This is a genomic window from Chryseosolibacter histidinae (genome assembly GCF_018598225.1).
Classification (GTDB): Bacteria; Bacteroidota; Bacteroidia; order Cytophagales; family Cyclobacteriaceae; genus Chryseosolibacter; species Chryseosolibacter histidini.
The window spans coordinates 24,726-37,410 of the sequence record NZ_JAHESF010000054.1 but is presented as its reverse complement, the minus strand read 5'-3'; the positions used below and the strand labels follow the sequence as shown (position 1 = coordinate 37,410).

Below are 12,685 nucleotides of genomic sequence, written 5' to 3'. Positions count from 1 at the left end.
TCACCATCCAGCACATGCACGTTGTCTTTCTGCACGATCTGGCGGATCAGCTTATGGCGCCCTTTTTCAAAATCGTGGTTGCCCAGCACGGCGATCACCGGAATGCTGCAGGCCCTAAGCTCTTCTGACAGCACCTGCGCTTCCCCTTCGTCGCCCGTGTCGGTAAGATCTCCGCAAATGAGAAGAATATCCGCCTGCCGCGATACTTCCTTGAAATATTCCTGCCATTTTCCTTTATCCGTTTCTTTTACATGGATGTCTCCAACGGCTGCGATACGCGTCTTTTTTTCTCCGTCCGCCATACGTTATATGGTTTTGATTGTACACGTTTTGTAATTCCATTCCTTCACGTCAACGGAATACTGTGTATTGTCGATCACCGGTCCGCGGCACACACGCTCCATGGCCGGCGGAAGATCGTATTGTCCGCGGGCTCTGTCCATGAGCTCGTCGAAAAGCCATTTGGGTATGATCTCGTGGAAGTCGGCGGGATAAACATATTGGAACAATACCAGGTGCGCCAGCAAAAGATGCCAGTGCGGATCGATCCGTGCCAGCAGTCGCTTCCAGTCGAGCTTTTTGCCATACTTCAGAATAACATGATTGATGTCAGCACCGTCATAACGCTCGCGGTTCTGCACAAACGCCTTGCACCAGATCAGCTCTTCCGCCGGAATGAACTTCACAGGCATACCCGCGAATTCTCCGGCCTCAGCATGCTCGTACCAGACGTCATCCACCGTGCAGATGTTGTTGGCCGAATTGAAAATGATGTCGATAAAATACTCACCCTTGAAAACCTTGGCGAGCCATCGCGCATCCGTCAGCTCCGTGCGATAACCTTTTTGTGCAAAGTGTTTCAGTATCCTGGGATACTCGCTGGGTTTGCAGAATACGTCCAGATCTTTGGTGTCGCGGAAAGTATCTGTATAGTGAAAGGTAGCGAAACCGCCGCCCAGCATAAAGTCAGCCCCGCTTTCATATAATTGCTCAAGCGCCTCCTTGTAAAAGGCATACGCTTCCTTTTTTTGCTCTTCTGTTACTATCATCACCCTGAGGTGATAAAAGAATGTGCCAGCGGGAATCAGTTGACAGTTGGCAATAGGGCAGTTGACAATGGTACCGGCTATTGGGCGCCTTTAGACATTTGAGAACATAGCCTGGTTGTTTTAGCTTACACAACGTTGTCAATTGTTCCCTTGTCAACTGTCAACTAGTTAAGACTCGCGTTTCCGGAAGATTGAAATGTTTGCGGTAGCTCAACGGTGTCTTTTTTGTGATCTTTTTGAAGCACTTGTTAAACCGGGAAAGACTATTGTATCCGCTCTGATAGCAGACCTCCGAAACGTTCAGCTCCGTTTCCATCAGGAGCTTGCATGAATACCCGATCTTCACTTCGTTCACGTATTGTGTAAAGGTCTTCTTGGTGTACTTCTTGAAATAATGGCAGAAAGCGGAAGGGGTCATGTGCACCAGGTCTGCGGTTACTGAAAGGTCGATGCCCGTGCGGAAATGACCGGCTACATATTCAAACACCTTGTCGATCCTGCTGAATTTTGTGTCGTGATGGGTGGTGTTGTAATCCGAAGTGGACAGCAGCGCAAAGTCATCCGAACGCGACAGGTCGTTCATGATGCTGAGGAACGTGATCAGCTGGTCGGAGCCTGTTTGCTGATGGATCTGGTTCAACGAATCCAGCAGGTTGCCGCCGGTTTTCAGGAATTGAATGCCCCTGGATGCGCGCCGCAGCAGCAGGCTGATCCGGTGCATTTCCGGCAGATCAAAAAAGCTTTTGCCGAAACAATCTTCCCTGAACTGGATCACCACCGCAGATACCATGTGTTTGCTCTGGCCGAAATCCAGCCAGCAGTGCGGCAGATTTTTCCCCAACAGGATAAGGTCGTTGGAGAAGAATGTATCCGTATGGTCGCCTACAAACCGATGTCCCGACCCTGCTGTGATCAGGGTCAGCTCGTACTCCGGATGATAATGGTACGGATGATCGAAGGTCCTGGTCTCCAGACGCATCACCTTGAACGAAGCATCATCTCTGTTGTAAATTTTTTCAAAAACTGGCTTCATATTGAGGAAATGATTCCTGAATATAATAATTTATTCAATAGAGTGCAATGCTTTCATGATCGCGAGGAAGACTGATGTCAGCGCGCGCCGGTATTTTTGATTCAACCCACATGACTTGTGATATGCAGGAACCAACGACCAAGCAGCAGGAGGAATTACAAGGGAGGTACCCGCTGAGCCGCCACCAGATAGAAGCTTACAGAAGAGACGGGCACATTTGCCTGCCACAGCTGGCCTCGCCGCAGGAGGTCTCCTTTTACAGGAAAGCGATCCGCGAAGCCGTGGAAAAAATGAATACGGAAAAACGGGCGATGAAAGACCGCGATACCTATGGCAAGGCCTTTCTTCAGATCTTCAACCTCTGGTGTACCAGCGAGACCCTGAAGCGATTTGTGCTGTCGAAACGTTTCGGCGCCGTGGCAGCACAGCTCATGGGCGTTGAGCGGGTAAGGGTTTACCACGACCAGGCCCTGTTCAAGGAAGCCGGCGGAGGACATACACCCTGGCACCAGGATCAGTTCTACTGGCCACTGGATACCACGCACACCATCACCCTGTGGATGCCGTTGGTAGACCTGTCAAAGAACATGGGCATCATGCAGTTTGCATCAGGCTCTCACCAGCAAGGTTATATTCTCTCGAAAGAGATCTCCGATGCATCGGAAACATTCTTCGATCAGTATGTGAAAGACCACGCCATGCCGGTGTCGGGCCGCGATACGATGAATGCCGGCGACGCCACCTTTCATGCCGGCTGGACCCTTCACAACGCCCCCGCGAATAACACTAATACTATGCGCGAGGTGATGACCATCATTTACTACGCCGACAAGACCACCATCCTTCAACCGGATAACGCATTTCGCGAAGCCGACCTGAAAGCCTGGCTCGGTGGAAGAAAACCGGGGGAAATGGCGGAGAGTGAAATGAACCCACTTGTTTAGTAGGCAGTAGGCAAATCCGATCGCAGGCGATCGGGCAGTAGGCAAAAGAACGGTTTCAAACCATCACTACTGTTTGCCACTCGAGTAGAGTAATACTCACGTGATGCCTGGAACTCTCCTATTGCCTACTGCTGCCGATTGAAGATCGGCATTTGCCTACTGCCTACTTCCGGTCTTGATTTATCAGAGTCCCTCTGACGCAACTACCGAATGGTATAAATAAATAACGGCCTGCTGCGTTGTGCCGAAAGCTGTACCGCCCATTTGGAGAGCATACCACTTTTTCGAAGGCTGAACGAAGCCCTTGATTCGCGAAGCTGCCCCTGCACGTCAAACGAATGAGTGCTCCTGAATCGCCCGTTCTCGGAATAGCTGGTGTAGGAAACACCTTCCCAATAACTTGATGAAGACAGGTTGCCCATGGGCAGGGTGGTGAAGACAGGTGCGTTCCGGAGCCACCGCAGGTTAGGGGGAAGTTGCTTCATCCTGAAAAAACTGAACAGGCCCGGTCTCTCAGACCTCTCTTTGAACTGTGCCGAGGCAGGCATACAACCTGCCAGGAGAATGATGACGATCAGTTTCTTCATAGTCCCCGGATTGAATACGTAAAATTTACAAAGTTTTTCCTGAAATCCATAACGTTCTATCCGCCAATGCGGTGTTGTTGCAATGCCTAATGCCAATCCCAACACCTAAGGCGTTTACGCTGGCAACTGGCTATCCGGCAACTGGCAACCGGTAACTGGCAACCCTTCCATTCACCTGTCTCTGGCATCCTTTCGTCAACCGGAATCCGGCATTGATCTCCAATTCCCTGTCAAACCCTGACTCCGGGCTATGAAACGAGGCCTGGATTTCTTAATTTGATTCTCCGGACTAATATATACCCTTACCCTAACCCTTTGGCACATGAAACAAGCATACTACTTCCTGGCTGTGGGCCTGTTTGCTTCCCTGCTGCTGGCCAGCGCAAAACGCTCCTCTGGTCCATATGGTCTTGTGAATGGAACACCTGCGATTCAATCCATCAGCGCGCTTGCCTTTGGCCCTGAAGGTATCCTGTTCATCGGCGATTCAAAGAGCGCTGCTGTTTTTGCCATCGATACAAAAGACAAAACCGCTGTTGCCCAGGCGCAGGCTGTTGAGCTCAAGAATATAGATCAGAAGATCGCCGCGCTGCTGGGCACCGAAGCTAAAAATATCAACATCCAGGATCTGGTGGTGAACCCGATCTCCAAAAAGATCTATTGTGCCGTGCAGAACGGCGATGGCACGCCGGTGCTGCTCACCATAGAAGGAGACAAGATCCAGCCCGTATCGTTAAAGAATATTCCTTACAGCACCATCGCCATCAGCAATGTGCCGGCAGAAGATGCCAAAGATCAGCGGGGACGTCCCACCCGTGTATGGTCTGTTTCAGACATGCATTTTGCAGACGGCAATCTGATGGTGAGCGGTCTCTCCAACCAGGAGTTCAGCTCCACGTTCAGAAGTATACCTTTTCCTTTTGCCAACCGGCAGGAGCAGGCTTCGCTGGAGATCTATCACGCAGCCCACGGCCGCTACGAAACCTATGCGCCCATCAAAACATTTACAACGGCAGAGCTGAACGGAAAAAAATATCTTGTGGCAAGCTTCACGTGCACACCGCTCGTGCTCTTTCCCATGGATGAGCTGAAGCCCGGCAAGCATGTGAAAGGAAGAACAGTAGGGGAGTTCGGTGCCGGCAACACACCGCTCGATATCGTCACCATCAAAAAAGGTGGCGATTCGTATCTGATCATGGCCAACTCGAGCCGCCCTGTGATGCGCGTGCAATACAAGAGCCTTGAGACCTATGAAGGATCGCTTACCGAGCCGGTGAAAGAAAGTTATGCCACAGCAGGTGTTGACTTTGTCACGTTGCCCGTGGTGAACGTGATGCAGCTCGACAAGCTTGACGACAACCAGGTAGTAGTGCTGCAACGCCGCGTGAATGGCGACCTCGATCTGTGGACGGCCGGCGAACGATGGTACTGAAAAATATCACTTTATCAGGGATCAGATACGCAATATATCTGATCCCTTTTTTTATTACTGCCTGTATCCCTCGTCACAACACGGAGACACCCATTGCCGTGATCTGGACCGACAGCATAGCCACCGGGATCTCTATTTCAAAAGCGCTTGTCGGCAATGTTCTGCCGGATTCGTTGCAGCAGGATCTCACCGTTCATGTGTTGACCCCTGAAGCCGGGCCGCCCATGCTGGGTGAGTACAACATCAGCAATGGTGAAGTTGTCTTCAAGCCACTGATCCCTTTCACCCGTGGACTGTCATACGAAGTGCGTCTGAAGAACAAACGCCTGGGTGAGGTTGTGATCCCCGCCGCGGCGTCGACTGACGGCCCTCAGGTCATAGGTGTTTTTCCTTCACGGGATACCCTGCCACAAAACCTGCTGAAGCTCTATGTACATTTTTCAAAACCCATGCAGGCAGGCCACGCGCTTCGATACATAACACTCGTGAAGAATGCCCGCGATACACTGGCGGATGTCTTTCTTGATCTGCAGCCCGAGCTCTGGAACCATGACGGCACGTTGCTTACGCTATGGCTGGATCCGGGCAGGATCAAACGTGGACTTCAGCCCAACGAAAAACTGGGAGAGCCCCTGGAGCAAGGTGCGCATTATCAACTGGTGGTTGGTGGCGACTGGAAAGACACACGTGGTGCAACACTGCGACAGTCCTTCCTAAAAAATTTTGTAGTGTCGTTGCGCGATACGGTTTCACCTGCTCCGTCTCGCTGGACCATCACTGCTCCGGGCGCCGGTACCAGAAACCCGCTGCTGGTGAATTTCCACGAACCGCTCGATCATGTGCTCGTGCGCGAAGCGATCGGCATTTACAGGAATGATCAACCCATTCGGGGAAAGGTAGAAACCATCGCAGGTGAATCCATTTACCGTTTTATCCCCGATAACCCCTGGACAACGGGAAGCTACACGCTTAGCAGCGAAGCCAGGTTGGAAGACCTCGCCGGGAACAATCTCGAACGGGGCTTTGATGTTGATTTACGACAGAACAGTGCTGCGCCCCAGCGTGACTATGTGAGAAAATTCGAGATAGAATAGAATATAGAATATAGAATTTAGGAGTTAGAATAAAATACCATCGCTCCTCATTCTAAATGCTAAATTCTATATTCTAAATTCTGTTTCAATTCACCGCGGTGAGTGCCTGGCCCGCTCTTGTCAATGTAAAGATCTCATCACTGAGCTGCTTGTCACCCTGCCTGATCGTTAACCTTCCGGTGATCTTGTCGCCCTGGGGTTTGCCCACGAACTCGAACGTTGTGTTATCGACATTCACCTTTTTCAGGTGCAGCTCTTTCTGGCCGCAGATCTTCAGCTCGAAACGTGTGTTCTTCATACCGTGGCCCTTCATATCCACGTAGGGCACTACCTGCTCGTCGGCCTCCTGGAAATCTACCTGCAAGGTTTTGATCTCTCCGTTCTGGGTGTAGTTGCCCTGCCATCTGCCAAGCGTGGCCTTCTTGTCGACAGGCGGTGGAACGGAGCAGCTCTGAGCCGCAGCGGAAACAACCATTACCACCAGCAGCATCGTTGATATTATGACATTTTTCATAACTGTGAATTTTGGGTTGAACATTTTTTCGATCAAAGAAAAACTTCTTTTCCTATCAGATGGGATAAGGCTGGGTTAAAGTTGTTAACGCGTTGGTTAAATAGGTTAATGAAATGTTAATGCGGGGTATTTGATACGGATTTTGGTAAATTGTCCTACACCTGATGCGAACACAGCTACTTTTCCTCCTGATCATCGTTGCCTTTGGCAGCTTGCTGGGCCTGGCCATAGCGCAGGTGGGCGTGTTGCAGGATGCCATGGGCGCCAACCGCCAGCTTTTCGAGCAGAAGCTGGGATTGATCAAGCAGAGTCTTACACAGGCTTTCCGCGCCGATCATGCGCTGGTGAGCACGCTTGAGCACAGCATTGGCGTTGGTGCCGTGGATGAAGAAGGCATGGCGCATTTTGACAGGCGTTTCCGGAAACTGACCGACTCGGTTTTTAACGAGTACGCCGTATCCATTCAATACCAGTATGGCATCTATGCTCATAAACCGGATGAAGAAGGTTTTGAAAAAGCCTGGAGCAATATTGAAGACCCCAATTTTGCATTCAACGTTTGTAAGAATTATGCGCAGGCCAACCTTACCTGCGGCAACGGATTTTCTTCCGGCTATCACTTAGCTTTGTTCTTCCCACACGAAAAGCTCTACCTCATCACGGAGTCCAGCAAGTCGATCCGCTATTCGGTGATCTTTATTGTAGTGATCGTTCTGAGCTTTGTCTATGCGGTCGTGACCATCCGGAAGCAAAAAAAACTTTCGGACCTGAAGAACGACTTTATTAACAACCTCACCCACGAGTTCAAAACCCCTGTATTTTCCATAGGCGTGGCGTTGAAGGCCATCCGAAAAACGGTAGCCCTGGAGCAGCGCGGCAAAGTAGATAAATATATCGGTGTGATCGAGAACGAAACGGAGCGGTTAAAGAACCAGGTAGACAAAATATTACAACTGGCGCTGGTGCAGTCGGGAAATTTTTTACTGGCGAAGAAACCCGTGAATGTGCACGATTGCCTGCACCGCGTTGCCGCCAACTTCAGATTTGCCATCGAAGAAAGACAGGGAACGATCACGTTTGACCTGCGGGCTTCCCATGCAGTGATCGATACTGATGAGACGCACCTGGGCAACGTGTTCTATAACCTGCTCGACAATGCCCTGAAGTTCACCGAAGGCGCGCCCCACATTCGCATCGCTACCGCTGACCATGCACCCCGAAGCATCGCGATCAGCATTGCCGACAACGGTATCGGCATCAGCAGGGAAACCGAGCAGCTTATTTTTGATAAATTCTATCACGATCATTCGCGGCTCGGGGTCAACGGTTTTGGCCTGGGGCTCCACTACGTGCGCAGTGTAGTGGAAGCGCACCGCGGAAAGATCGAAGTAAAAAGCGAACCCGGCAAAGGCAGCGAATTTCTGATCTGCTTACCATACCAATGAACAGCTACAATATTCTTTTTGTGGAAGACGATATCAACCTGGGGTACATTCTCAAGGAGTATATTCAGCTGCATGGATTTTCTGTTACGTGGGCCAAAGACGGGCAGGAGGGACTCGCCTGCGCAGAAAAACATCATTTTCACCTGGTCATTCTCGATGTGATGATGCCGCGCATGGATGGCTTCGAGCTGGCCCGCCTCATCCGTGAAAAGAAAAACCTGCCGGTGATCTTTCTCACCGCCAAAGCACTGCTCGTTGACAAGCTGAAAGGTTTCAGGATCGGCGCTGACGATTATATCGTGAAGCCTGTGGAGGAGGAAGAGCTCATCGCCCGCATCCAGGTGATCCTGAAACGTTACTACCCCGCAGCCGGAAGCGAAGCCGACAACATTTTTGAGATCGGCCACTATCGCTTCGATTTCCACAATCGTCAATTGCTTTTGGGAGAAGAAACGATTACCATCACCACCAAAGAAGCTGACCTGCTCAGGATGTTGTGTCACAATATCAATCAGGTGCTCGACCGCAAGGAAACCCTGCTGAAGCTCTGGGGCTCCGCCGACTATTTCAGCCGCCGCAACATGGATGTGTTCATCACCCGCCTGCGCAAACACCTGGCAAAAGACCCACAGATCAGGATCGTCAACATTCACGGAAAAGGGTTCATGTTGAGGTCGGAAGGTAATCTTCAATAGCCATGGGTTTAACACAGCTTCCTCTAAGGCGGAAGTTTCTTCCGGCGCTTTTTGGGAATAGAATCGAAGCCTGGTCTTTGATGCGGAAGTTACTTCCTAACCGATCTGAGTTGTGGAACTAAGTTCCACGGCAAGCACACAGCTATGATCAAGGTGTAGCGCACGGAAATAACTTCCGCGCTAGTGCGACCCTGAAAGGGTCCAATGTCAATTGCCCCGGCTTTCAACCCGGGGGCAATTGACATCAAGCACACGCCAGATCAGGGCACACGATCGGTTCCTAATTCCTGACAATCCTGATCAGGTAGCTCTCTTCCTCAATCGTGAGCTTCAAAGTGTAAACGCCTCTTCTTCCATTTTCCAATTTTGTGCTGATCAGATTGTCCATCTCATCAAGGGTTCCGCGCTTGCGGAGAAGCAATTCACCATGCGGGCTTCTTAACTCAGCGTTGATCTTTTCATCGTCATCCAGCCCTTCACAGGTAATGCTCACCGGACCGTGTGTAGGGTTCGGGAATACCGTGAAGCTCGGTTTCCAGCGCACGTCGATGATGGTGAAGATAAAGAGGCGGGGCTGCGCTGCGATCAGCCCATCGGAAGTATCGTTAAGGTAAAAGGAGATCAGCTCCCAGGGCATCTCACGTTTCCGGTCAGCCAATGCGGTGATGGTGAATTGTGCTTCGTTGCTGCCGGCGGGCACCGTTACGGTAACTGTGCCGTTCTCGGCGGCGGGTGATGTGATGTAATCTGTGCCATACACGGTGTTGTGCAGACTGTAAAGCGACAAGGTCACGGTCTGGTCGCTGGCCACTGCAGAAGAAAGTTTCAGCTTCACGGTGTGCGCATCAGAGCCTTCTTCTGAAGCCGCGTAACGGTCTTTGAATGAAACGACAGGGATGTCGTTGTCTTCGATCGAAAGCGTAAAGACCGGTTGCGCTCCCGTCCCGATGCCCGTGCCTGGCTGCAGGGTGAATACAGCCGTTTCCAGGAGCTCATCCGCTGCGTCGTTGAGCACGGTGATAGTAAAGAACGCAGATGTGCTTCCTGCTGCGAGGTTCACCACCATCACGTTGCCGCTGACCGCGGGTTGCGTCGTAAAGTCACTGCCATACGTTGCATTCCCTGAAAGGGCGATGCGCAGTTGCAGGTCTCTCGTCACGGGTTTGCTTAACAGGATGTTTACGGTATAACCGGTGCTGTCTTCGGTCAGCGCGGCATTTTGCTGTACAAACGTTGCTTCAGGTGCCTGCAGGGTGTAGCGGGTGATCACGGGCAGGTGGTCTGAGGTTGTGGTGGCATAGCTGGTCACGAGCCTGAACGGAGGCACGATCTGCGCTGATCCGTTTACATACTCGTCCCTCAGGTCGTTGGAGAGGATCTGGTGATCGATCACGTCGCCGAAGCTCACGGTTGACCGTGCGCCTGCATCGCTCAGCGCTTTTGTAACGGCGACATAAGCTGTGTCACTGACAAACGAAGCATAAGGTGAGCCCAGTCCTGTGACGATAGACTGGTCGAGGTCATCATTCAGATCGCCGAGTATGATCAGGTTGCCCAACGTTGCACCGGCATCGAGCGAGTCTTTCAGCACCGCAGCATCATAAAGCCTTCTGCTGCGATCGGCTGCCGTTGCGCCGGACTTGGCGTGGATGTCGATGAGCGTGACCGTTTCTGTAACCCCATTAATCGTAACGTCAACGGTGAGCTGGTAAGGCAGCCTTCCGCTGGAATAGAAACTCGAGGCACCTTCGGGGTAACCAGGAAGCAGGGAGGGATATCCGTTACGGGCGGAGTCGTACAGGCTTTCGAACATAGCCCGCGCGCCCCGTACGGTGATGGTGGTGGTATCGTAGATGAAACAAACTTTCTGGGGCGGGAACTCATCGCTGGGACCCTGAAACGAGTAGGAATAACGTTGTGAGCAAGTGAAAGCGTAATGACCGAGCTGATACACCAGCGCTGCCAGCAGGTTTTCATCGGATACTTCCTGAACGGCAATGATGTCAGCACGAAGGGTGTCAAGCACACGCCTGACGTTCTCCAGCTGCAGCGCCTCGTCTTCAGGACCGTACTCTTCGTTCCTGTAATCTTCGCTTCGCGCGCCAAAGAACTCCAGGTTCCAGTTCACCACGTCCAGGGTTTTGCTTCTCGCGATGGTGTCTGAAGGAATAGCGTACGGTGCTACGCCAGGTACATCCGCTTCGAAGCGCGGCAGCAGCTGGGCGTTGGCACGGAACCTCCCTACAACGCCCGTGATAGAGGTAACACCCTGCGGTTTGGCAAGGCCGGGAATGTTTGTGTCGCCATCAATGCGAAGGTCTGCCTGCGTGACGCCGTCGCCGATGCGTTCAGTGCTTTGCGGATAAAAGAACAGATCCGGGTTCACCATCGATACATGCTGCACGGTGACCAGCAGTCCTTCGTTGGCGGCCAGGTCAGACAGGCTGATGGGCTTTGGTGCGATCACCTTTGGCGCTGCGGCGATCCTGGTGTAAAAGGTGCCCGCGCCGCTGATCTGTTTCTGGTCGTTGAACAGTCCGACAGGCCCGGTTACGATCACCGAATCGCCTATGGACACGCCATGGGCCAGCGCGGCATCAAATACCGGTATGCCTCCCGTGGCATCCTGAACGAAGGCCGGGTTGCCATGCTCGTTGGCCACCGTAATGCGGCCCGCCACGGTAACCCTGGTGCCTGTTGATGCAGCCCGGGCTGTGGCAATAGGAATGATATGATCGGCCTGTACAAATCCGCTCCCCGTAACAGCAAGCCCTTTCGTGGTGGTGCCGCTGGTATGGGTGATCACCGTATTGGCGATACCATCCGTGAGCGGAGCAAACCTTACGAAGACCACGCCACCGGTATCGGGCAGCGCAACAGATGAAGAGAACGAGGTTGCATCTGTTGAAAGGCTGTAGGCTGTGTGTACCGAAGTTATGGTAATGGGTTCATCCAGGTTTGCACCTTTTACTTCATAGCTTAACGTTGTTGTTGCCGGTACCACCACCTCACCAAAAGCGAGGCCCGCGGGAGAAACGGTGATGGAAGGTTCGTCGGCAGGAATGCCCGAAGGTGTGATGCTGAAATTGTCTATCGCCAGGCCGTCGTCGGCGTTGGCTGCATTGAAGTCAGTCCAGCGGATAAAGAATACCGCACCGTTGCCGATGGTAAGGCCTTCGAGGGTGAAGGTGATGGCTGCGCTGTTAGCGTCCTGGTTGCCATCCAGTGCACGCGCAGTGCCGGTGGTTACGGGACTGCTGAAATCAAGGTTGTCGATCGCGGTCCATGTACCGGAGGCCAGTGACGTTGCATCTGTGCTGATCTCGAAATCCAGCCTGTCGCTGCCCCGTCCGCCTGCGCCCAAGCGCCACTGCTCACCCCGGTAAGCAATGGTGAGCGAAGTTACCGTTGTGCCGGTCTGGTTGATGAAGAATGCGCCCAGGGTAGGGGTTAACGATCCCGACAGCAGTCCTCCGAAAGCCCTGTCGGATGCATCAAGTCCAAAACTATAGGTATTTCCGGTATTGGAAGAGCCTGTGCCGGCACCGTAAGTGGTATTGGCGTTCGTTCCGGTTTCAAGGAACAGCCATCCCGCCGGCAGCGTACCGATATCGTTGGAGGCCGCTGTTCCCAGCGAGTTGAAATTCTGTTCATGCGGTACATTCAGCGTAGTGAGTGCCACCTGCGCCTTCATGACGGTGCTACCCGCGCAGCAGAGCAGAAAACATAATAAGGAGAGTTTTTTCATGGGTTAGGCTTTTTGTTTAGCCTAAAATACCCCGAAAAAATGAAAGTAATGTTTCCAGTAAGTTAAAGTTTCAGGTCTCAGGGTCTCAGGTTTAAAGTTTCAGGTTTAAAGTTTCAGGTTTAAAGTTTAAAGTTAGAACCCCAC

At 52.1% G+C, this 12,685-nt stretch carries 11 protein-coding genes; 5 read left to right on the top strand and 6 right to left on the bottom strand.

The window, feature by feature from the left end:
* The 3 genes from KK083_RS29295 to KK083_RS29285 all read right to left on the bottom strand — a co-directional run.
* Positions 1 to 302: metallophosphoesterase family protein (locus KK083_RS29295; protein ID WP_254169711.1), on the bottom strand; the 302-nt coding region annotated here is incomplete at its 3' end.
* A gap of 3 nt (positions 303 to 305) precedes the next feature.
* Positions 306 to 1,049, bottom strand: coding sequence for a nucleotidyltransferase (locus tag KK083_RS29290; RefSeq protein ID WP_254169710.1), 744 nt, complete (start codon positions 1,047 to 1,049; stop codon positions 306 to 308).
* 160 nt (positions 1,050 to 1,209) lie between these two features.
* A complete protein-coding gene (locus KK083_RS29285; protein WP_254169709.1) occupies positions 1,210 to 2,082 on the bottom strand; it encodes an AraC family transcriptional regulator in 873 nt (290 codons plus the stop codon).
* A gap of 122 nt (positions 2,083 to 2,204) precedes the next feature.
* Between KK083_RS29285 and KK083_RS29280 the strand changes: the two genes are divergently transcribed.
* Complete coding sequence (locus KK083_RS29280; protein ID WP_254169708.1) at positions 2,205 to 3,026, top strand: phytanoyl-CoA dioxygenase family protein; 822 nt, start codon at positions 2,205 to 2,207, stop codon at positions 3,024 to 3,026.
* Positions 3,027 to 3,229: 203 nt separating this feature from the next.
* On the opposite strand, the gene KK083_RS29275 is transcribed toward KK083_RS29280, so the two are convergent.
* Entirely contained in the window at positions 3,230 to 3,613 is a 384-nt protein-coding gene (locus tag KK083_RS29275) for a hypothetical protein (RefSeq protein ID WP_254169707.1), read from the bottom strand.
* 322 nt (positions 3,614 to 3,935) lie between these two features.
* Between KK083_RS29275 and KK083_RS29270 the strand changes: the two genes are divergently transcribed.
* Both KK083_RS29270 and KK083_RS29265 read left to right on the top strand, forming a co-directional pair.
* Complete coding sequence (locus tag KK083_RS29270; protein WP_254169706.1) at positions 3,936 to 5,045, top strand: hypothetical protein; 1,110 nt, start codon at positions 3,936 to 3,938, stop codon at positions 5,043 to 5,045.
* On the top strand, positions 5,036 to 6,139 hold the full coding sequence (locus tag KK083_RS29265) for a hypothetical protein (protein WP_254169705.1): 1,104 nt from the start codon (positions 5,036 to 5,038) through the stop codon (positions 6,137 to 6,139). The genes KK083_RS29270 and KK083_RS29265 overlap by 10 nt, the downstream gene beginning before the upstream one ends.
* Positions 6,140 to 6,224: 85 nt before the next feature.
* On the opposite strand, the gene KK083_RS29260 is transcribed toward KK083_RS29265, so the two are convergent.
* Complete coding sequence (locus KK083_RS29260; RefSeq protein WP_254169704.1) at positions 6,225 to 6,653, bottom strand: hypothetical protein; 429 nt, start codon at positions 6,651 to 6,653, stop codon at positions 6,225 to 6,227.
* 164 nt (positions 6,654 to 6,817) lie between these two features.
* Between KK083_RS29260 and KK083_RS29255 the strand changes: the two genes are divergently transcribed.
* Both KK083_RS29255 and KK083_RS29250 read left to right on the top strand, forming a co-directional pair.
* Entirely contained in the window at positions 6,818 to 8,098 is a 1,281-nt protein-coding gene (locus KK083_RS29255) for a sensor histidine kinase (RefSeq protein WP_254169703.1), read from the top strand.
* Positions 8,095 to 8,793, top strand: coding sequence for a response regulator transcription factor (locus KK083_RS29250; protein ID WP_254169702.1), 699 nt, complete (start codon positions 8,095 to 8,097; stop codon positions 8,791 to 8,793). Before KK083_RS29255 ends, KK083_RS29250 begins: the two co-directional genes overlap by 4 nt.
* A 280-nt stretch (positions 8,794 to 9,073) precedes the next feature.
* Here KK083_RS29250 and KK083_RS29245 read toward each other — a convergent pair whose 3' ends face one another.
* A complete protein-coding gene (locus tag KK083_RS29245) occupies positions 9,074 to 12,541 on the bottom strand; it encodes a DUF5689 domain-containing protein (RefSeq protein ID WP_254169701.1) in 3,468 nt (1,155 codons plus the stop codon).
* Positions 12,542 to 12,685: the final 144 nt, after the last annotated feature.

Coding starts and splice junctions, on each gene's coding strand:
- KK083_RS29290 (WP_254169710.1), bottom strand. CDS start 1,049: ATGATAGTAACAGAAGAGCAAAAAAAGGAAGCGTATGCCTTTTACAAG.
- KK083_RS29260 (WP_254169704.1), bottom strand. CDS start 6,653: ATGAAAAATGTCATAATATCAACGATGCTGCTGGTGGTAATGGTTGTT.
- KK083_RS29285 (WP_254169709.1), bottom strand. CDS start 2,082: ATGAAGCCAGTTTTTGAAAAAATTTACAACAGAGATGATGCTTCGTTC.
- KK083_RS29280 (WP_254169708.1), top strand. CDS start 2,205: ATGCAGGAACCAACGACCAAGCAGCAGGAGGAATTACAAGGGAGGTAC.
- KK083_RS29265 (WP_254169705.1), top strand. CDS start 5,036: ATGGTACTGAAAAATATCACTTTATCAGGGATCAGATACGCAATATAT.
- KK083_RS29255 (WP_254169703.1), top strand. CDS start 6,818: ATGCGAACACAGCTACTTTTCCTCCTGATCATCGTTGCCTTTGGCAGC.
- KK083_RS29275 (WP_254169707.1), bottom strand. CDS start 3,613: ATGAAGAAACTGATCGTCATCATTCTCCTGGCAGGTTGTATGCCTGCC.
- KK083_RS29270 (WP_254169706.1), top strand. CDS start 3,936: ATGAAACAAGCATACTACTTCCTGGCTGTGGGCCTGTTTGCTTCCCTG.
- KK083_RS29250 (WP_254169702.1), top strand. CDS start 8,095: ATGAACAGCTACAATATTCTTTTTGTGGAAGACGATATCAACCTGGGG.
- KK083_RS29245 (WP_254169701.1), bottom strand. CDS start 12,541: ATGAAAAAACTCTCCTTATTATGTTTTCTGCTCTGCTGCGCGGGTAGC.